Raw genomic sequence first — 21,242 nt, 5'->3', positions numbered from 1 at the left:
GCGGCCATGGAGGCCCAGGTCACTCCCCTGGCGCCCGTGTCGCCGGATTCGCCGGAACCTCGGGACGACGATCCGGGGTCGTCGTCACGCGCTCGTCGCGGGCTGTTCGCCCTCCCGTCCACGCAGTTCACGCCGTGTGCGACGACGGCCGAGCACCGCGAGGACCGCGACCACGAGGAGGTCGAGCCCCAGTATCCCGAGCACCCAGGGTCCGCCGGCGCCGCCCTCTGCGGAGCGGTCGATGACGATCCCGCCGTCGCCGACCGTGAGCGCTGCGAAGAGCATGAACACCATGTTGTTGCCGATGTGGAAGGCGATGGAGGCCTCGATGCCTCCCGTGGCGATCGCGAGCAGCGCCCCGCACAGCCCGAAGCCTGTGTAGTAGAGCGCGAGCCAGGGATCGGTGGCGCCGTGGACCAGGCCGAACAGCACGGTCGAGAGCGCGGTGCCCAGGATGATCGCCCCCAGCGGGCGCCGTCGGATCCAGGAGCCCAGCAGCGGGAGCAGGGTCCCCCGGAACATGACCTCCTCGCCCGCCGCCTGCAGCGGTGTGGTGAGCAGGGCGATGAGCACCAGCGGCAGCGTCGAGGCTCCGATCTGCACGGTGCCCGCGGCGCGCAGGTCCGGGCTCGCGAGGAGGGCGGCGCCCAGGGCGAGCGCGATCACGAGCAGCACGATCAGCGCGCTGCGCAGCACTCGGCCCCACGAGAAGGGGCGCGAGACGGTCAGGGCCGCGCGCCACGGCACGCCCGCGATCCAGCGCAGGGCGAGCAGCGAGACGGGGATCAGCAGCGCGAGGCAGAGGTTCGTCAGCAGCATCAGGGACGGGGACAGTCCGACCCCCGTCGGCGCCGTGCCCTGCAGTGCCATCGTCCCGATCGCCCAGAGGATGCCGGCGACGATCTGCGTGGAGAACATGATGACCACGAGAGCGACCAGCACGGCGATCGGCGCCCACCAGCGCGTGCGGACGTGCGCCCCGAACGGCCGGTCCGGGAGCACCGAGCCCCGAGGCGGCGCCTGGGGTGCCGCCGGGGCCTGCGGTGCCGCCGGTGCCGGCGGCGCCTGCGGGGCCGGCGGGCTCTGCCCGGCCGACGGGGCGGGTGCTCGGTCTGTCGGAGGAAGGGTGTGCGGTGCATCGGAGGAGGTCATGGCTCCACCCTTCCGGAGCTCGTCCCCTCCGGCATCCGCCTCTCGGCCAGGCGCCGTCGACCGATCGTGACCCGTGCCGGGGTCCGTCCGCGACTTTCGTCGCACGGTGCCGGGTCCGAGGCGCGCCTCAGCTGGTCTGCTCGCCCCCGCTCCCCCGTCCCGCGATCACGAAGCACGTCACGGAGATCAGCGAGCCGATCACCATCACGATCGCCATCGGCAGTGAGGACTCGGTGCCGCCCAGGCCCACGAGGGGCGCGGCGAGGGAGGCTGCGATCGAGAAGCCCAGGCCCAGCATCGCCGAGCCCGTGCCGGCGACCTCGAGGGCGGCGCGCGAGGCGAGGGCGCCGCCGTTGCCGAAGATCATGCCCTGAGGGGCGACGGTGAGGAAGAAGGCGGGCAGCACGATCCATGCGGGCGTGTCGAGGAAGAGGCTGCCGATGAGCAGGGCGAAGGACGCGCACACGACCACGCTCAGCCCGATCCGGATCAGCGGGCGCGGATGGATGCTGCGGGTCAGGCGCGCCGAGAGGAAGGACATGGCCATCATCCCCATCGAATTGATCGCGAAGCTCACCGAGTACGCGGACGAGGAGAAGTCCAGCATGTTCTGCACGACGAACGAGGAGGCCGACACGTAGGCCATGAGCGCGAAGGCCGAGAAGGCGTTGACGAGCATATAGGCGACGAACTGACGGCGTCTCAGCAGCATCGCGCAGTTGCGGGCGAAGGTGCGCAGTCCCCCGCTGTGGCGCCGCGAGGCCGGGAGCGACTCGGGGATCAGCAGCAGCGTGCCCACGAGCGAGAGCAGCGACATCGCGGCGATCACCCAGAACACCTCGCGCCACTGCCCGAAGAGCAGGATGATCCCGCCCAGCAGCGGCGCGACGATCGGGGCGATGCCGCCCACGCCCTGCATGATGTTCATGACCCGGAACAGCTCCGGCCCGTCGGTGAGGTCGATGAGGACCGCGCGCCCGAGCACCATGCCGAAGCCGCCCCCGAAGCCCTGGAGCACCCGGAAGGCCAGCAGCACGCCGACGTTCGGGGCGAGGGCGCAGACGATCGAGGCCGTCAGGCACAGGGAGATGCCGAGGAGCAGCGGGATCCGTCGCCCCACGCGGTCCGAGAGCGGGCCGGCGATGATCTGACCGCTCGCCGTGCCCAGGAAGAACGCGGTGATCGTGAGCTGCATGCGCGAGGCCGTCGTCCCCAGGTCGCCCGTGACCTCGGGGAAGGCGGGGATGTACATGTCGGTCGCGAGGGGGCCGATGGCGCTCAGCGTGGTGAGCACGAGGATCACGAGCGCGGTGACGCGCCCGCGGGTCCCGGCGAGCTCCTCGGAGCTGGGCAGGTGGGCGAGCTCGCGGTCCGCCGCATCCTCGAGGACGGGGATGCCGGAGGTGATGGTGGGGACCGCGCCGGTGATGGTCGGCACGTCGCCGGTGAGCGTGGGCAGTCCGCCGGTGGCGGTGCACGTGTATTCGGGGTCGCCGGGGCGCGAGGACACGGAGGGCCTTTCGAAGGGCATGAGGAGGCGGGGAGGGGAAGGAGTCTGCGACCGCACATCCCACGTGGGAGTGTCCGAGAAGCCTAGTCGCGCCGTTCCTCGCGCGCATCCTCCGCGCGGCGTCGTCTCATCGCTCGGGCACCGAGCTGGGCGGCGATCGCCGCGATCGCCGCGTACAGGGTCCCGAGCCCCGCCGCCGCGAGCCATCCGCTGTGCTCGTAGCCGACGGAGCCCAGCGCCGATCCGGCCGTCGCCCCCACGTAGTAGGCGGTGAGGTAGAGGGCCGACGCGGTCGAGCGGGCCGAGGTCGGGGCGAGACGGGCGACCGTGGCCGAGGCGCTCGAGTGGCCGAGGAAGAACAGGGCCGTCATCAGGCCGAGGCCCACGACGACCCACAGCAGCTGGGAGGGCAGGGCGATCCAGTAGCCCGCGGCCACCGCGAGGGCCGAGGCCAGCAGCGCGGGCACCAGCCCGATCCGGCCGACGATCCTGCCGGCCCGGGCCGAGGTGAACGTGCCGAGCAGGTAGAGCAGGAACACGGCGTTCGCCGCGGCGGGACCCAGGCCGAGCTCGGGCCCCTGGAGCCGGAAGCCGACCACGGTGTACGCGCTGTTGAAGGCCGCCATCAGCGCGGCCCCGATCACGCAGGCCGCGAGCACCCCGGGGATCGAGAGCGACTCCCGCGCGGCGCGGAGCGTGCGGCCGACGGCCCGCTCCCCCGTCTTCCGCTCCCCCACCGCCGGCCGTCTCCGCGCCCCGGCCGAGGTCGAGCCCGCGCTCGCCGCCGCTCCGCGAGGACGCAGCAGTGCGACGCCCAGCCCGCACGCGAGGCACAGCACGGCCATCACGCCCATCGCCCAGCGCCAGGACGCGAACTCGGCGACGGCGCCGGGGATCAGTCGCGAGCAGAGCCCGCCCACGGTGTTGCCGGCCAGGTAGATGCCCGTCGCGGCGGTGATGGCCTCGGGCGCGATCCGCTCGCCGATCAGGGCGAGCGCGCTCGCGGGCACCAGGGACACGGCGACGCCCTGCAGGAACCTCGCCGCCACCAGCGACCAGAGCGAGGGCATGAGCGCGCAGGCCAGGCCGATCACCCCGGAGAGGACGAGGAACACGAGCATCCGGTGGAAGAGCCCCCGGCGCAGGCCGACCGTGCTGAGCGGGATCATCCCGAGCGCCATGCCGAGCGTGGTCGCGGCGACGCTCCAGCCGGTCGCGGCCTCCCCTGCGCCGAAGCCCGCGCCGATCTGCGGGAGCAGGCCCTGCGTGTCGTACATGACGAGGAAGACCGCGAAGCCGGCGAGGAACACGGCGCCCACCACGCGGCGGTAGCCGGGCGATCCCTGGGGGTAGGGAGCGGACGGGGAGGAGGCGGTGTCGGCAGAGGTCATGAGGCGGCTGCCAGCGCCGCCTGGTAGGTCGGGTCCACGCGCTTGAGGAAACGGATGACCGCGGCGGTGATCGGGATGACCGCGTACTGCACGGCCACCTTGTAGACGAAGCCGAGCACCGTGTACTCGGCCCAGTCGCCCACGCTGGTGATGCCGATCGCGGCGGCCGCGATCGTGCAGAAGAGGATGGTGTCCACGAGCTCGCCGGCGCCGCTCGCGGAGAACAGGCGGCCGATGAGGCCCCGCTCACCCGCTCGTCGCTTCATGCGGCTCATGATCAGGGAGTTCACGCTCTGCCCGGCGGCGAAGCCCACGAGACCCGCGAGGACCACGATCCACACCGGGCCGAGCGCCATCTCGATGGCCTCCTGCTTGGCCAGACCGTAGTCGTCGGGGAACGGCGGCAGGGCGATGATCACCTGGTAGCAGATCGCGGCGAGGATGTTCACGACGAAGCCCATGATGATCGCGCGCCGCGCCGCGCGCACCCCGTAGAGCTCGGTGATGATGTCCCCGACGATGTACGCCAGGGGGAAGAGGAAGAAGCCGCCGTCGGTGATGATGTCGAAGCCGATGCCCGGGATCGTCCCGAAGAAGACGCCCTTCGCGGCGCCGATCCCCGAGAGAATCACCACCGCGCACATGATCATGGCGAGGATGTCGTAGTGCGAGGAGCCCCGGTCGGCGTAGGCCACGCCGGCCGGGCGTCCAGAGTGCTCGGGCTTCTCGCGGGTCTGCGCGCTCTCGGCGCGCGGGGTCGGGGCGGTGCTCATGCGGTCCCTCCGGGGTCGGTGCGGGGCCGACGGATCAGTCGGCCGTCCGGCATTCTCCCCTGTCGGCGGCCCCGGCGCAGACAGCGCCCGCCGCGCCCTCCTCACCCGGCTGCAGGAACGCCCGCAGCGTGCCCAGGATCGTCGTCGAGGCGAGGGCGGAGACGTCCTCGCCCTCGAGCTGCTCGCGTGTGATGAGGTCGATGAACACGCCGATCAGCAGCTGGGCGAGGTCCTCGAAGTCCAGCCCCTCGCGCGGGCCGACGCCGGGGGCGGTCGAGGCGAGCACCCCCGCGACCGTCGAGCGCAGCAGGCGGCGCTGGGAGACCAGCTCGTCGCGATCGGCCTGGGAGCGCAGGGAATGGGTGACGGCCTCGGTGTGCAGCAGGCACCACTGACGGCCGAAGGGGCGCATCGCCTCGAACAGGTCGAGCATGAGCGCGGCCTCCTCGGTGCGCGCGCCCTCGTCGGCCGCGCCGCCGGAAGCGCTGCCCGGGACCACGGATCCGAGCGGGCCGTGCGCGGCGCGCGCCTCGTCCACGCGCTCGTGCATGATCTGGATCACCTGCTGGGTCGCGAGCGCGAAGGCGGCCCGGAACACCTCGTCCTTGCTCGAGAAGTTCGAGTAGAACGCGCCGCGCGTGAATCCCGCGGCGCGCACGAGGTCGTCGATCGTCGCCCCGTCCAGGCCCTTCTCCGCGAACACCTGCACGGAGGCGCGGACCAGTCGTGACCGGGTGTTCTCCTTGCGGCGGGTCTCGTCCCCTGCGGGCACGTTCCCCAGGAGGTCCGGCACGGGGTCGACCACTTCCGGATGTCCAGCTTCCATGGGTAGCATCCTACCGATACATTCGTGTATCGAGCGGACTCTCTGCGCACCTCACGGGCGCGGCCCGTCGGCCCTCTCCGTCGACACTGCCCGTCGGCCCCGTCCACCCTCTCCCCGCCGCCGAACGTCAGGAGATCCCTCCGTGTCCTCCACCCTGTACCGCCTCGGACGCGCGATGGCCCATGCCCGCTGGAAGGCCGTGGGCGTCTGGGCCCTCCTGCTGGTGGTCCTCGGCGGGCTCGCCGTCGGCCTCGGCGGCTCCTTCTCGAGCCAGTTCGAGATCCCCGGCACCCAGGGCCAGGAGGGGCTCGACGAGCTCGCCGACCGCTTCCCGCAGATGAGCGGCACGAGCGGCCAGCTCGTCTTCCTCAGCGAGGACGGCACGAAGATCGACGACCACGAGGCGCAGATCGACCGGGTGATGGACAAGGCGGCCGACGTCGACGGGGTCGAGGCGGCGCCCTCTCCCTTCGACGAGAACAGCCCTGGCACCCGCAACGACGGCGACACCGCGATCATCGGTACCGTGCAGCTCTCGGGCAGTCCCGGCGGATTCGCCGACGGCGCCCTGGAGAAGCTCCAGAAGATCTCCGACGACGGGAACTCCGGCGGCCTGCGCGTCGAGCTCGGCGGGCAGATCCTGCAGAGCTCGGACATCCCGATGGGCTCGAGCGAGATCATCGGCCTGCTCGCCGCGCTCATCATCCTCGCGGTGACCTTCCGGTCCGTGGTTCCCGCCTTCGTGCCGATCGTGAGCGCCGTGGTGGGCGTCGGGGTTTCGATGCTCGCGGTGATGGCGCTCTCGGCGGGGATGGAGATCCCCTCGGTGACCATCTCGCTCGGCGCGATGCTTGGCCTGGCCGTGGGCATCGACTACGCCCTGTTCATCCTCTCCCGCCACCGCGGGCAGCTCAGACGCGGGATGGACGTCGTCGAATCGATCGGCGAGGCGATCGCGACCTCCGGCAGCGCCGTGATCTTCGCGGGCCTCACCGTGGTGATCGCCCTCGTCGGACTCTTCGTCACGCGCATCCCCTTCCTCACCATCATGGGCATCGCCGCGGCGGCGACGGTCGCGCTCTCCGTGGTCGTGGCCCTCACCCTGCTGCCGGCGATCATGGGCCTGCTGGGCGAGAACCTGCGCCCCCGCCGCGTGCGCCGCCTGATGGCGGAGAACGGCGGCGCGCTCCCGGAGCCCGAGGAGGGCGAGGACGAGGGCGCGGGATCCGCCGCGAAGCGCGCCGGCGGCAGCCGCTGGGTCCGCATCGTCACCAAGGTCCCGGCGCTCACGATCATCGTGGTGATCCTCGTGGTGGGCTCCCTCGCGATCCCGATCAAGGATCTGCGCCTGGGTCTCCCGGACCTGGGCACCGAGAAGCCCGACACCCAGGCCCGACAGACCTATGACCTGGTCGCGGACGAGTTCGGCGCCGGGTACAACGGCCCGCTGCTGGTCACCGCCGACATCATCAACTCCGACGACCCCCTGGGCGTGGTCGACGACCTGAAGAAGCGCATCGCCGATCTGCCGGACGTCGAGGAGATCCAGCTCGCGACCCCGAACGAGGGCGCGGACATGGCCGTGGTCGTCGTGATCCCCCAGGGCTCCCAGACCGACGAGTCGACCTCCGAGCTCGTACGGACCCTGCGCTCCGACTCCTCGACGTGGGAGAAGGACCTCGACATCTCCGACGTCCGCGTCACCGGTCAGACGGCCGTCGCGATCGACATCACCGATCGCCTCTCCGAGGCGCTGCTGCCCTTCGCGGTGTTCGTGGTGGGGCTCTCCCTGATCCTGCTGATGGTCGTGTTCCGCTCGATCTGGGTGCCGATCAAGGCCTCGCTCGGCTACCTGCTGAGCGTCGGCGCGGCATTCGGCGTGGTCTCGATGGTCTTCGAGTACGGATGGGGCAACGAGGCGCTCGACATCCACGTCGTGGGCCCGGTGATCGCGTTCATGCCGATCATGTGCATGGGCGTGCTGTTCGGGCTCGCCATGGACTACGAGGTCTTCCTCGTCTCCCGCATGCGCGAGGAGTACGTGCGCACCGGGGACGCCCATGGAGCGATCGAGCGCGGCTTCTCCGCGAGCGCGCCCGTGGTCGTCGCCGCGGCCCTCATCATGTTCTCCGTCTTCGCGTCCTTCGTGCCCGGCGGCGCGTACATGCTGCAGCCGATCGCGGTCGCGCTCGCCGTCGGCGTGCTCGTGGACGCCTTCGTGGTGCGCATGACGCTCGTGCCCGCCGTCCTGGCCCTGCTGGGCCGCTACGCCTGGTGGCTGCCCAAGTGGCTGGACCGCCTGCTCCCGGTGGTCGACACCGAGGGCGAGGGCCTGGGCGCGGTGCTCGAGCACCGCCGCTGGACCGAGGAGCACGGCGACATGGCGCTGCGCATGGAGGACACGATCGTCCCTCTCGTCGGCGAGCCGGGGGTGCTCGGCCCGCTGACCGGAGCGGTCGACCCGGGCGCGCTGCTGGTCGCGCGCAGCTCGGACGACGCCGCCCGCGAGACCTTCCTCGACCTCGTCTCCGGGCGCATCGCGCCCAGCTCGGGCGTCTTCGCCGTGCACGATCGCCTCTCCCCCGCAGACGTCGGCGCGATCCAGGCGCGCGTGCACCGCATCGGCCCCGGCGAGGACGTCGCCGGGCGCATCGCGGAGATCAGCCCGCGCCGCGCCGCGCGGGAGATCGTGGTGATCGACCTCGTCACCGACCTCGCCCACGCGAGCGTGATCACCCAGGGACGCGCCGTGCGCCGGCTCGAGGAGCTCATGCGCCAGGGCATCGCCGTGGTCACGGGATCCCGAGTGGACCTCGGCCTCGAGTCCTCGCAGCCCGAGCAGACCGTCGTCGACGCCCTCGAGGACCCCTCCCGGCACGTGGCCCTGCGCGTGCACCGCAGCGCCTCCCCCGCCTCTGCCGCTTCCGCGCATTCCCACTCCACCCCCGTCGTGGAAGGAGCCCACGCATGAGAACTCTCTCCCGCCACATCCCCTCCCTGGTGATCGTCCTGCTGCTGCCGCTGCTGGTGGCGGGCATCGGCATGTGGGCGCTGACCGGCCGCGTGGACAACATCGACCGGGTGCCGGCCGCCGTGGTGAACCTCGACGAGGGCGCCACCATGAAGGTCGACGGCAAGGACCAGAAGGTGCCGCTCGGCCGCACGCTCGCGGGCGCGCTCACCCAGCCCTCGACCGCGAAGGGCTCGGACCAGCAGACCGGCTTCGACTGGCAGCTGACCTCGCAGGACGATGCGAAGGACGGGCTCAAGGACGGCTCCTACTCGGCGATCATCGTGATCCCGAAGGACTTCTCGAAGAACCTCGCCTCGATCGGCTCGACCGACGCGGCGAAGGCGCAGGTGCAGGTGCTCACCGACGACTCCTCCGGGATGCTCGACGGACTCATCGGCAACGCGGTCGCCACGGCCGCCTCGCAGTCGATGGGCAGCCAGTTCACCGAGCAGTACCTCGATCAGCTGTACGTCGGCTTCAACGACATGCACGACAACTTCAAGGACGTGGCCGACAGTTCGGCGGATCTCTCCGACGGCGCCGACCAGCTCGACGACGGTGTGAAGAAGTCCGCCGACGGCACCCACGACCTCGCCGACGGCGCGGGCGACCTCTCGGACGGCTCCCAGGAGCTCGCCGACTCCACGCCCGAGCTCGCCGAGGGCGCGCACGGCGTCGCCGACGGCAACAAAAGCCTCGCGACGGGGCTCGGCACCCTCGCCGACGGCGCCGACTCGCTGTCGAGCGGCACGAGCGATCTGGCCGACGGCCTCGACGACCTCTCGGACGGGGCCGACGGACTCGCGGACGGCACGAAGAAGCTCTCCGGCGGCCTCGACGACCTCGCCGACGGCTCCCAGGGCGTGGCCGACGGCGTGGGCGCCCTGAAGACCGGACTGCGCGGCGACGGCACCGAGAAGAACCCTGGGCTGGTCCCCGCGGCCGACGCGATCACCGAGGGCATCGCCGGCGACGGCACGGCGAAGAATCCCGGCCTCGCCGAGGGCGCGAAGCAGCTCGCGGACGGCGCCGAGCAGGTGGGCGACGGCGCGGACACGGCCTGGAACGGAGACGGCACCGCGCAGAACCCCGGCCTGAAGGGCTCGGGCGATGATCTGGGCAAGGGATCGGCGGGCGTCTCCGAGGGCGTCACGGCGATCGACACGGTCGTGAAGGGCACGGAGGCGAACCCCGAGCAGAGCCTGGATCAGGTCTCGAAGGACGTGCAGAAGTACTGCGTCGATCAGGTCGACGCGGAGAAGTGCGCCACCGCGTCCGCGGCGCTGCAGAAGCAGACCGAGGGACTCGACACGGCTCTGGCCGGCGATGGCACGACCGATCTGAAATCGGCGGCACAGCAGACCTCCGACGGCATCGACCAGTACACCTCGGGCGTCTCCCAGGTCTTCGAGGGCGACGGCACCGCGAAGAACCCGGGCCTGGCGGCGGGCGCGAAGCAGGTCGCCGAGGGCGCGGACACCTTCAGCACCCAGGTGCCCGATCTCGTCGACGGGCTGCAGGAGTTCGACAAGGGCCTGCACGGCTTCGCGGGCGGCGTCGACGACCTCTCCGACGGCGCGACCAAGGTCGCCGACGGCACGGCGTCGAGCGCCGAGGGCGCCTCGGACCTCTCCGACGGCGCCACGAAGCTCGCCGACGGCACCGGCAAGAGCGCGAAGGGCGCGCACTCCCTCGCGGACGGCGCCTCCGACCTCGCCGACGGCGCGCGCTCGAGCGCGGACGGCGCGGACACCCTCGCGGACGGCTCCTCGAAGCTCGCCGACGGCACCGACCAGCTGGTCACCGGCACCCAGGGCCTCGCCGACGGCGCCTCCGGGCTGGCCGACGGCACCGAGAAGCTCGCCGACGGCAACGACAAGCTCGCCGACGGCGCTGACCAGCTCTCCGACGGCACCGGGAAGCTCTCGGACGGCCTCGCGAAGGGCGCCGACCAGATCCCGAGCTACACCAAGGGCGAGCGCGAGAAGATGTCGACGATGGGCGCCCAGCCCATCTCGACGTTCTCCTCGCGGGCGAACGAGGCCTCGGGCGCGGCCACCGCGACGTTCCCGTTCGTGGTGGCGCTCGCCCTGTGGCTGGGCGCCTTCGGCACCTTCCTGCTGATGCCCGCGCTCTCCAAGCGCCTGCTGGACGGCGCGGTGCCCATGTGGAAGGTCGTGCTGCGCTCGCTCGTGCCCGGCCTGCTGCTGGCCATCGTGCAGACCGTCGCGGTGCTCGCGGTGATCACGGCGATCGGGATCTCGCCGGTCTCGCCGCTCGCGGTGGGGCTCGTGTGCCTGGCGGGGGCGGTGATGTTCGCGGCCTTCCACCAGGCGCTGCTCGCCCTGCTCGGGGACCGGATCGGCAGGATCCTCTCGATCGTGCTGATGGTGCTCCAGGTGGTGGTGCTCGTGGGCATCCTGCCGCTGCAGACGGCCCCGGAGCTGCTGCAGTCGGTGAGCGGGCTGATGCCGATCACGATCGTCAGCCGCGGCCTCGTGCACGCCTCGCTCGGAGGGTCCCTCACCTCGACGACCGCGACGCTGCTCTCGATCGCCGCCTGGTTCGCGGTCTCGGTGCTCGTCACCCTGGTGGCCTCCCGGAACGCGCGCACGGTGAAACCCGCGAAACCGCCGAAGCACGCGCGCGGCGGCGCCCACGCGGCCGCCTGAGTCGGCCCGTCCCGGGACCTCCGCGCTCAGTGGAAGTCCCGGGACCTCCGCGCTCAGTGGAAGTCCCGGGACCTCCCGGCGCCGGCGAGCTCGAGCACCTCGACCCCGTCGGCCACGAGGTTCACGGCCCCGGTGAGGTTCTCGACGATCCCGCGGACCACCACCGAGCGCGAGGTGCGCAGCACCGCCCGGTGTCGTGACCAGAACCCCTTCGAGCAGACCACGTTGAGGATCCCGGTCTCGTCCTCGAGGCTGAGGAAGGTGATGCCGCTGGCCGTCGCGGGCCGCTGGCGGTGCGTGATCACCCCGCCCACGCGGATGCGCGTGGAGTCCTCGGCCGCGCGCGCCCCGCGGATGGAGAGCACGCCCGCCTCCTCCATCTCCTCGCGCACGAGCACCATCGGGTGGTCGGCGAGCGTGATGCCCGTGGCCCAGGAGTCGGAGGCGGCGATCTCGGTGTCGCTGAGCCCGGGCAGCATCGGCGCGTCGGCCCCGATGGCCAGGTGCGGCAGCACGTCGGGCGACTCCTGCGCCGCAGCGCCCGCGGCCCACAGGGCCTGTCGGCGCGAGGGCGCGAGGGCGTCGAGCGCCCCGGCGGTCGCGAGCGCCTCGAGCTGACGGGCGCTGAGGCGCACCCGCCGCGCGAGGTCGCTGATGGAGGCGAAGGGCCCCTCCTTCTCGCGGGCGCTCACGATCTCCTCAGCCTTGTCCTCCCCGATCCCGCGCACCTGCGTCAGCCCCAGCCGGATCACCGGTCCTCGTCGCGCCGCCTCCCCCGTGACCTGCGGGCGCGCGGCGCGCAGGGCGTCCTTCTCCGGGTCCGTCCAGCCCTCCGGGCCCCGGTGCCGCGCGGCCGGGCCCAGGACGTCCTCGTTGCCGGGCAGCGTGTACGCGCGATGCCCTGTCCCGTCCCCTGCGCCTCCCGTGTCCCCCGTGTCCCCCGTCCCTCCCGTGTCGGTCTCGAGCCCGGTCTGCACCTCGGAGACGGTGACGTCGACCCCGCGGGTGAGGACGCTGTGGCGGCGGGCGTCGGCCACGAGGGACTGCGGGGAGTAGAAGCCCATCGGCTGGGAGCGCAGCAGCGCCGCGGTGAACGCGGCCGGGTAGTGGCACTTGAGGTAGGCGCTCGCGTACACGATGTAGGCGAAGGAGTAGGCGTGGGACTCGGGGAAGCCGTAGTTCGCGAAGGCCAGCAGCTTGCGCTGGATCGCCTCGGCGTCCTCCCCCGTGATCCCGTGGCGCGCCATGCCCGCGAACAGCTGGTCCGAGAGCGCGAGCATCTTCTCCGTGGACCGCTTGGAGCCCATGGCGCGGCGCAGCTGGTCCGCGAGCGCCGGGGTGAAGTCGGCGACGTCGACCGCCATCTGCATGAGCTGCTCCTGGAACAGCGGCACCCCGTAGGTGCGGCCCAGGGACTTCTCGAGCAGCGGATGCAGGTAGGTGGTCTCCTCCTCCCCCGTCCGACGGCGGATGTAGGGGTGCACGGAGCCGCCCTGGATGGGGCCGGGACGGATCAGGGCGACCTCGACGACGAGGTCGTAGAAGCACTCGGGACGCAGCCGCGGCAGGGTCGCGATCTGCGCGCGCGACTCGACCTGGAAGACGCCCACGCTGTCGCCCGCGCACAGCATGTCGTAGACCGCCGGGTCCTCCTGCGGGAGGGTGCGCAGGCCGTGGCGCTCCCCGTGGTGCTCGGCCACGAGGCGCAGGCAGTGGTCGATCGCGGTGAGCATCCCGAGGCCCAGCAGGTCGAACTTGACCAGGCCCGCGTCGGCGCAGTCGTCCTTGTCCCACTGCAGCACGCTGCGGTCCTCCATCGCCGCCCACTGCACGGGGCAGATCTCGATCACCGGGCGGTCGGCGAGCACCATGCCGCCGGAGTGGATGCCCAGGTGGCGCGGGGCGTCGCGCAGACGGTGGGCGAGCTCGACGACGTCGGCGGGGATGTCGGCATCCGCGAGGGAGCGGAAGGAGCGCTCGATCCGCTTGGACCACGCGTCCTGCGTGCCGACGTCGTAGCCCAGCGCGCGGGCCGCATCGCGCACCGCGAGCTTCGCCCGATAGCTGATGACGTTGGCGACCTGCGCGGCGCACTCGCGGCCGTGGCGATCGTAGACGTGCTGGATGACCTCCTCGCGGCGGTCGGAGGCGATGTCGAGGTCGATGTCCGGCGGCCCGTCCCGCTCGGGCGCGAGGAAGCGCTCGAAGAGCAGATGATGGCCGACGGGCTCGACGGCCGTGATCCCGAGCGCGTAGCAGACGGCGCTGTTGGCGGCCGAGCCCCGGCCCTGGCACAGGATCTCCTCCTTCTCGCAGAAGGCGACGATCTCGTGGACGATGAGGAAGTAGCCGGGGAAGTGCAGGCCGGAGATGATCTGCAGCTCCCGGTCGATCTGCGCCCACGCCCCGGGGACCCGCTCCTCCTCGGCCGGTGCGTCGGCCGCGTCGGCCCTGCCCGTCCTGTCCATCCCGCCCGACCCGGGCCGCGGGCCGTAGCGCTCGCGCCCGCCCTGCTCGACGAGCTCGCGCAGCCAGCTGTCCTCGGTGTGCCCCGCGGGCACGGGGAAGGGAGGCAGGTCGGGAGCGAGCAGCTGCAGGTCCAGCGCGCACTCCTCGGCCATCCGCGCCGCGGCCGCGACCGCACCGGGATGGCGCGGGAGCAGCTGCGCCATCTCCTCGCCGCTGCGCAGGTGACCGGGTCGCGAGGGGAGGTGCGCATCGGCCTCGGCGAGGGACGTGCCCGCGCGCAGGGCGGCGTGGACGTCCACGAGGCGCGTGTCCGCGGGGCGGGCGCAGTGCGCGTTCGTGGTCGCCACGAGCGGCAGGGTGAGCTCGTCCAGACCGGTCTCCTCGCGCACGAGGCGCGCGCCCTGGGCGAGGGCGTCGTGGATCTCGTCGTCGAGCTCGTCCCCGCCGACCATGAGCTCGACGGCGACGTTCCCGTGCCCGTACAGCTCGAGCAGCCGGGCGATCTCGCGCTGCGCCGCGCAGGCCGCGCCCTCGCGATCTCCGTCGGCCACGAGCGGGCGCACCGCCCGCAGCACCGCCCCCTTGCGGCAGCCGGTGAGCACGAGCCAGTGCCCCTCGCGGGCGATCCGGGAGAGCTCGGCGAGGCGGTAGCGGGGCGTGGCCTTCTTCCTGCTGTCGAGGTGGGCGCGCGCGATCGCGGCCGACAGCGCGCGGTACCCCTGCTCGTCGCGCACGAGGACCAGCAGGTGCTCGCCCTCGGGGTCGGGGACGCCGGTGCGCTCGGGCGAGAGCACGGGGGTGCTGCTCGCGCGCTCGCTGCCGGGCTCGCTGCCCAGGGTCAGCTCGGCGCCGAGCACGGTCGCGAGGCCCGCCTCGCGCGCGGCGCGCGAGAAGCGGACCGCACCGGGCAGCCCGTCGTGGTCGACGAGGGCGAGCGCGCGCAGCCCGAGCCGCGCGGCCTCGGCGACCATGTCCTCGGGGCTCGAGGCGCCGTCGAGGAAGCTGAAGTGCGAGTGCGCGTGCAGCTCGGCATAGGCGATGTCGGTGCGGGGGCCGCCATCGGTCGACGGGGTCGATTGACCGGTCTCCCCCTCCGCCGGCTCCCCCGCCGGCGCATGCTGCGGCGGCAGCGCGCGCTCGGACGGCACGGGGCGGTCCGAGAGCAGCGCCTCGAGGTCGTTCCAGGAGGGCGGCCCCAGGAACCAGCGGCTCATCGGGACTCCTCCGCCATCGATCTCCTCGTCATGGATCCCCTCGTCTTGGATCCCCTAGTCATGGATCCCCTCCACGGTCCAGGCGCCCTCGCGGCTGAGCAGCACGAGGGCGCGCCCGGGCTCGATGACGACGGCGAGGCGGGCGGCGCGTCGACCGTCGGGCCGCCACCAGCGCTCGTCGAGGACCGTGGGCGCCCCGTGGGCGAGCACGCGGTGGGCCCTGCCCGCGGCGACGCCGTGGCTCACGAGCGCCTCGATCCCGTCGGCCCCCGCGCTCCCCGCCCGCGGCACCTCGAGGACCGCGGGCGGGGCGCTCAGCAGGGCGCGGGCGGTGACCACGACCTCCGCGCCCTCCGCGTCCCGCAGCACCACGAGCGGCGGGGTGCGCAGCACGACCGACGGCAGCGGGCGCGGCAACGACCCCGGCCACGGCCCGGGCCGCGCCGTCGGCCGCTCGCTGCGCCAGGGCACCAGCGCCACCTGCTCGGCGAGCAGACGGCCCCCGACCTCGACGGGGACGAGCACCGCCTCCTCCCCCGCGAGGCCCTGGGCGCGGGCGAAGGCGCGGCCGGCCCGCTGCGCGGCCTCCCCCGCGCTCCCCCACAGCGCCGGCGCGCCCTCGCCCGCGGGGAGCAGCTGCACGGGCTGGAGGGCGAGCCGCGTGATCTGCCCGGTCTGCTCTCCGCGCAGCCGCGCCCGGGTGATCCAGCCGTCGCACTGCCAGCGGATGCGGTCCACGACGTCGGCCGGGGACAGGGCACCGTCGTGGCGCCAGGTGCGCTCCATCTCCTCGCCCGAGGCGGTGAGCGCGAGGATCCGCAGACGCGTGCAGATCAGTCCGCGCGCGACGAGCATGCCGTGCAGCTCCTCGGCCATCGGCCGGGCCGCGAAGGCCGCCTGGTCCACGCGCACGAGCGGCGGGTCCAGGGTACGAGCGACCTCGAGGGGCTGCGTGGGATGGTGCGCCTGGGGCGGAGTGGGCTCGCCCCCGCGCGCGAGCAGGTGCAGCTGGGCGACATCGGGCCCGAAACGTGCGGCGACCGAGGTCGCGGGAAGGTCCGCGAAGTCCCCGAGAGTGCGGATGCCCAGGCGCTCGAGCAGGTCGATGACCTCGGCGAGGTCCACGCGGCGGGTGCGGTCGGCGTCTGCCGCGGGCTGGTCGCGGTGTCCCCATCCGGGGCCGACGGGCGCGTCGCGCAGGGCGGAGATCGCGTGCGGGCCCAGGTAGTCCCGGCTGCGACCGGGGCGCACGATCCTGCCCGAGCGCGCGGCCAGGAGCGCGGCGAAGGGGCCGTCGGCGATGCCGACGACGGCGTCCCAGCCGGTGAGCTCGGCGACCGCGTCGACGATCGCCTCGGCGAGGGCATCCTCCCCGCCGCGGTGGCGGGCGGGTCCGCGTGCGGACATCAGCAGCACCCCCGGGCGCAGCACGTCCACACCCGCGGCGACGGTGTCCACGGCGGCCGCGACCAGCTCGAACAGGGCGCTCTCGTGCTCGACGTCGGCCTCGACCACGACGGCCTCGGGACACGCGGCCTGCGCGGCGCGGCGGCGCATCCCGATCCCGACGCCCACCGCGAGGGCGGCGGCATCGGCATGGGAGACCCGGTGGCGGTCCATGACCACGACGGGAGCCGACGCCCCCTCCGCCGGGGCCCCGGCCGCGGCCCCGGCCCCGCTCCCCGCCCTGGCGACCTTCTCCCGGGCGAGCTTCTCGCGCGCGGCGAGGAGCGGCCAGGCGGGGACGACGACGGCCGCGATGCGCGTCGCGGGCGGGGCGTCGGCGTGATCCTCCCCGCCGGCCTGGTCCTCCCCGTCGACCTGCTCCTTCTCGTCGACCTGAGCCTTCTCACCCGTGGGCATGACCCCGGGCAGCAGGAGCTCGTTCCCGCTCATCCCGCCCTCCGGATCACGCGCAGCGGGGCGGGAGCGGCCTGGTCGGGCACGACCCGGCCGGGAACGGCCTGATCGGGCACGGCGACCTCGGCGAGGAGGCCGTGCACCTCGGGCAGCACCACGTCCACGGCGCGGCCCTCGGGGATCCCGCGTCCGGCGGCGCTCACCCGCAGGGTGCGCCGGCGCAGACGGCCGGTGCCCCGTCCCAGCCCCTCCCACGACTCCGCCTCGGCGCGCAGGTGCAGGTCAGCGCGGGCGACGGGGGCGGCGGCGAGGACCAGGGTGTCGTGCGCCCGTGCGCGATCGGTCAGGCTGCGCCAGAGGGAGGCCGTCAACCGCAGTCGCGGGCCGAGCACGAGCACGCCGACCCCGTCCACGAGCGCGGACAGCAGCTGCGGCAGCTGCGGCATCTCCTCGACGGCGGTGGCCGGGGCGATCGCGAGGCGCTCGAGATCGAGCCCGGCGTCGCGCGCGGCGCGCAGGCCGAGGTCCGGCATGCCCGCGAGCGCGCACCAGCCGTCCTCCCCCGCCGCCGCGGCGGCCATCGCGAGCATCAGGGAGACCGAGCAGGAGCCGTCGACCGCGACCGTGCTCCCCGCGCGCAGGGATCCGTAGGGAGCGAGCGGGGCGAGCGGCGGGGGCAGGGGCACACGGCTGTGCTCGTCGGCTGCCCGGACCCGCGCGGTTCCCGCGCCCGCATCGGGCGCAGGTGTCCGACGGGACGGTCCCCCGGGGCCGGCGGAGCCGACGATCCCCGTCGGCCCGCCGAGGCCGACCGGAGCGTCGGGACTGGTCGGTCCGCCGAGCCGCGCGGGCTCGCCGGGACCCGTTGTCCTGACGGCGGAGAACGCGGTGCGGTCGATTCTCCCGCCATGGCGCGCGGTGGTGCGCTCGGCGGCGCCGAGCGCGGCGCGAGCGCGGGCGAGCCGCTCCTCCTGAGTGCCTCGTCCCGCCGTCCGCGGCGGCGTCCTCTCCTCGTGCGGCGCCGATGCCTTCCCCTGCGTCGGCGCCTCGTGCATCTGCAGATGCGTGCTCATGCTCCACCTCCTCCTGTTCGGCCGTCACCCAAGATCGAACACGCGTTCGAATTCTACGCCCGCCCCGATGCATCGGGGCGGGCCCGACGGTCGTGCGGACCTCGCACTGCGGGGTCGCCGAGGAGTCTTGATCACCGGACCGACATCTGAGCTGGAGCGATCTTCCTATCCAGTGATGCATATCACACTAGGACGTGCGTTCGAGCACTGGTGCTCGGGCGAGCGATGGTGTTGCATAGAGGTATGGACATTTCGGGCACGATGCGGTGCATGCCGATGAGGGACGGCGGGGACGACCCCCGCCGCATCCCTGGTCGCGCACGTCAGCTCGTGCTGCGCGATGCGCCCGCAGGAACGGAGCGCGTGTGCGAGATGGTCGCGGTCGATGCGGCACCCGGGAACGGGCTGGAGGTCCTCGACATCGCCCACGCGCTGGGAGACCTCGCGAAGAATCCGGGCGGCCCCTTCGGCGCCGCGGACACCGATCTCACCGCCTTCGAGCTCTCCGACACCCTCGCCGCCTTCGAGCAGCTGCGCTCGGCCCTCGGCGCGCTCGAGATCCGGGTGACCACAGCCCTCGACGAGCGTCTGCGCGAGGAGGACTCGGCGCAGGGCGTCCCCGAGCGCGATCACGGACGCCGCGTCGCCGGCGAGATCCGGATGGCCTCCCGGGTCTCCCCCGCCATCGCCTCGGCGCGGCTGCACTCCGGCAAGCGGCTCGTGCGGGACATGCCGCGCATGTTCGAGGCCCTGGCCGACGGGCGCATCGGACTCGATGCCGCCCATGCGATCGGGCGCAGCAGCGGTCCGCTCCAGCCGGAGCAGCGGCGAGAGGTCGATCGGATCATCGCCTCGCGCGAGCCTGATCTCGACGGCGCCTCGCCCGCTCAGTGGGGCCGGGAGGTCTCGGCCCTCGCCCAACAGCTCGATCCCCGCGGCGAGGACGGACGACATGTGCGGGCGCGCATGCAGCGCGGAGTGAGTGTCACGCCGGGGGCGCACGGCATGGGGCACGTCCACGCGCACCTCTCCGCGCTCGACTGCGCGGCGATCCAGCGCAAGCTGACCATCGAGGCGCAATCGCTCACGGCTCAGGGCGACGCACGCGCGCACGCGCAGATCATGGCGGACCTCTTCTCCGACACCCTGCTGGGGCGCGATGAGCAGATGGACCCCGTGCACCTGGAGGTCGGCGTCGTCATCACGGAGCGCACTCTGATCGCACCGGTCCACGGCGACCCGGCGATGATCGAGGGCTACGGAGTGGTGCCGCCGCGGGCCGTGCGCGACGAGATCGTCCAGCGACTCCCCCACCCCGAGCACGAGGCCGCGCACCGCGCTCTCACGCAGAACGCTCCTGCAGACGACGCCCCCGCAGAGAACGACCCCGCGCAGGACGCGCCCGTCACGGCCGGCGCGATGCCGGAAGAGGGTCGGACGCTCACCGACGACGACCTGCTCCCGCCGCAGGAGCCCGCGGAGACCATCGCGGCGGGCCCCCTCGACGAGGAGTCCCGGCTGACGCTCCGGCGTCTGTTCACCCATCCCGCTTCCGGCGAGCTGATCGCCATGGAATCGCGTGCCCGCGCGTTCCCCGCCAGGCTCGGGTACCTCGTCCGGCTCCGGGACTTCCGCTGCGCGGGGCCCTACTGCGCATCCTCGATCCGCCAGATCGACCACATCCAGCCCCACGCGCAGGGCGGCGCGACCAGCGCCGACGACGGACAGGGTCTGTGCGCCTACTGCAACAGCACCAAGGAGTTCCTCGGGACGGCCGAGCGGATCGGTGAGGAGACGGAGCCGCACCGCGTGCACTGGAGATCGAAGCTCGGACGCACCGCGACCGTGTCCCCGAGCCCCCTGGCAGGGCTCCCGCCGGGCGGCCCGCCCGTCGAGGCCGCTCCATCCGGCATGACCCCTTCGGGCACGCCACCATCGGCCATGCCGTCATCGGCCAAGCCCGCGACAGCCAAGACCGCACTCGCGGACGATGCGTCCGACGGGGAACCGGCCCTGCTCCCGCCGATCCACCGGATCGAGGACCTGCGCTGGGAGCGCGACCGCCGACGCGCCGCGGGAATCCGTGACGAGGAGCGGCGGCCCGGCACACGCAGTGCGTGAGCAATCCGCGCGCGGACGCGTTCCCGCAGCGCCCGGATCCATCGCGCGAACCTCCCTGTCCCCGTGCCCGCCCGCCCCGTAACCTGGCCGGAGCCATTCCGAGGAGGAGCGAGACATGCGTGCACTGGTGCTGCAGGAGAAAGGCCGGATGGGGATCGAGGACGTCCCCTCCCCCGGCGCCCCGGGGCCCGGAGAAGTCCGGATCGCGATGCACACGGTCGGGATCTGCGCCTCCGACGTCCACTACTGGACCGAAGGCCGCATCGGTCCCTTCGTCGTCGAGGCGCCGATGATCCTCGGGCACGAGGGCGCGGGCACCGTGGTCGAGATCGGCGAGGGCGTCACCGGCCTGACCGTCGGCGATCGCGTCGCGATGGAGCCGGGCGTCCCCGATCCCGCCTCGCGGGCGACGCTCGAGGGCCGCTACAACGTCGACCCGGCCGTGCGCTTCTGGGCGACCCCGCCGATCGACGGCTGCCTCGCCGAGGAGGTCGTCCACCCCGCCGCCTTCACCTACCGCCTGCCCGACGCCCTGAGCTTCGCCGAGGGCGCGCTCATCGAGCCCTTCGCCGTCGGCATGTTCGCCGCGACGAAGGCGCAGATCAGCCCCGGGGACGTCGTCGCCGTGATCGGCACCGGGACGATCGGCATCATGACCGCACTGGCCGCACGCGCCGGCGGGGCGAGCCGGGTGTACATCAGCGACGTGCAGAGCGCGAAGCTCGGACTGCTCGACGGACTCACGGGCATCATCCCGGTCGACGCGACCCAGGAAGACCTCGGCGAGCGGGTGCGCGCGGAGACCTCGGGATGGGGCCCGCAGGTCGTGATCGAGGCCTCGGGCGCCGCTCCCGCGTACAAAAGGCTGTGGACAGTCCCCGCGCCGGGCGGACGCGTGGTGCTCGTCGGCATGCCCGTCGAGCCCGTGGCCTTCGACGTCGCCACGGCGCAGAGCCGCGGGATCTCGATCGAGACGATCTTCCGCTACGCCAACGTCCACCAGAAGGCCATCGATCTCGCCGCGAGCGATGCCGTGGACCTGGGCCGCTTCGTCACCGAGACGTTCGCGTTCGATGACTCGGAGAAGGCCTTCGAGCGCTTCCTCGAGGGTCGGCCGACGGACGTGAAGCTGCAGATCGCCTTCTGACCGGAATCGCTCCCTGACCGG

General features: G+C 73.1%; 12 protein-coding genes. 4 read left to right on the top strand and 8 right to left on the bottom strand.

The window, feature by feature from the left end; translation table 11 throughout:
• Positions 1–84: 84 nt before the first annotated feature.
• The 5 genes from Bra3105_RS02465 to Bra3105_RS02445 form a co-directional block, all read right to left on the bottom strand.
• Entirely contained in the window at positions 85–1,152 is a 1,068-nt protein-coding gene (locus tag Bra3105_RS02465; RefSeq protein WP_228358470.1) for a CPBP family intramembrane glutamic endopeptidase, read from the bottom strand.
• A 127-nt stretch (positions 1,153–1,279) separates the two neighbouring features.
• On the bottom strand, positions 1,280–2,662 hold the full coding sequence (locus Bra3105_RS02460; RefSeq protein ID WP_228358469.1) for a multidrug effflux MFS transporter: 1,383 nt from the start codon (positions 2,660–2,662) through the stop codon (positions 1,280–1,282).
• Positions 2,663–2,745: 83 nt separating this feature from the next.
• Positions 2,746–4,053, bottom strand: coding sequence for an MFS transporter (locus tag Bra3105_RS02455; protein WP_228358468.1), 1,308 nt, complete (start codon positions 4,051–4,053; stop codon positions 2,746–2,748).
• On the bottom strand, positions 4,050–4,826 hold the full coding sequence (locus Bra3105_RS02450; protein ID WP_228358467.1) for a queuosine precursor transporter: 777 nt from the start codon (positions 4,824–4,826) through the stop codon (positions 4,050–4,052). The genes Bra3105_RS02455 and Bra3105_RS02450 overlap by 4 nt, the downstream gene beginning before the upstream one ends.
• Before the next feature lie 34 nt (positions 4,827–4,860).
• Positions 4,861–5,652: a TetR/AcrR family transcriptional regulator gene (locus Bra3105_RS02445; RefSeq protein ID WP_228358466.1), complete on the bottom strand. Its 792-nt coding sequence runs from the start codon at positions 5,650–5,652 to the stop codon at positions 4,861–4,863.
• Between the two features lie 142 nt (positions 5,653–5,794).
• Here Bra3105_RS02445 and Bra3105_RS02440 point away from each other — a divergent pair, with 142 nt between their 5' ends.
• Positions 5,795–8,623: an MMPL family transporter gene (locus Bra3105_RS02440; RefSeq protein WP_228358465.1), complete on the top strand. Its 2,829-nt coding sequence runs from the start codon at positions 5,795–5,797 to the stop codon at positions 8,621–8,623.
• On the top strand, positions 8,620–11,337 hold the full coding sequence (locus Bra3105_RS02435) for a YhgE/Pip domain-containing protein (RefSeq protein WP_228358464.1): 2,718 nt from the start codon (positions 8,620–8,622) through the stop codon (positions 11,335–11,337). The genes Bra3105_RS02440 and Bra3105_RS02435 overlap by 4 nt, the downstream gene beginning before the upstream one ends.
• A 53-nt stretch (positions 11,338–11,390) precedes the next feature.
• Here Bra3105_RS02435 and Bra3105_RS02430 read toward each other — a convergent pair whose 3' ends face one another.
• Genes Bra3105_RS02430 through Bra3105_RS02420 form a run of 3 tightly spaced genes read right to left on the bottom strand, consistent with a single transcriptional unit; the run spans position 11,391 to position 17,953 of the window.
• Complete coding sequence (locus Bra3105_RS02430) at positions 11,391–15,020, bottom strand: error-prone DNA polymerase (protein ID WP_228358463.1); 3,630 nt, start codon at positions 15,018–15,020, stop codon at positions 11,391–11,393.
• 54 nt (positions 15,021–15,074) lie between these two features.
• Positions 15,075–16,916 (bottom strand): DNA polymerase Y family protein, encoded by a 1,842-nt coding sequence (locus tag Bra3105_RS02425; protein WP_228358462.1) that lies wholly within the window; start codon positions 16,914–16,916, stop codon positions 15,075–15,077.
• On the bottom strand, positions 16,913–17,953 hold the full coding sequence (locus tag Bra3105_RS02420) for a DnaE2-dependent mutagenesis accessory factor ImuA' (RefSeq protein ID WP_228358461.1): 1,041 nt from the start codon (positions 17,951–17,953) through the stop codon (positions 16,913–16,915). The genes Bra3105_RS02425 and Bra3105_RS02420 overlap by 4 nt, the downstream gene beginning before the upstream one ends.
• 270 nt (positions 17,954–18,223) lie before the next feature.
• Here Bra3105_RS02420 and Bra3105_RS02415 point away from each other — a divergent pair, with 270 nt between their 5' ends.
• Both Bra3105_RS02415 and Bra3105_RS02410 read left to right on the top strand, forming a co-directional pair.
• Entirely contained in the window at positions 18,224–20,074 is a 1,851-nt protein-coding gene (locus Bra3105_RS02415) for an HNH endonuclease (RefSeq protein ID WP_228358460.1), read from the top strand.
• Between the two features lie 115 nt (positions 20,075–20,189).
• Entirely contained in the window at positions 20,190–21,221 is a 1,032-nt protein-coding gene (locus Bra3105_RS02410; protein ID WP_228358459.1) for an NAD(P)-dependent alcohol dehydrogenase, read from the top strand.
• Positions 21,222–21,242: the final 21 nt, after the last annotated feature.

Source organism: Brachybacterium halotolerans subsp. kimchii (assembly GCF_020792675.1).
GTDB classification, from domain to species: domain Bacteria; phylum Actinomycetota; class Actinomycetes; order Actinomycetales; family Dermabacteraceae; genus Brachybacterium; species Brachybacterium halotolerans.
Note: the sequence above shows the minus strand (reverse complement) of the source record. Positions and strands in the feature narration are given on the sequence as shown.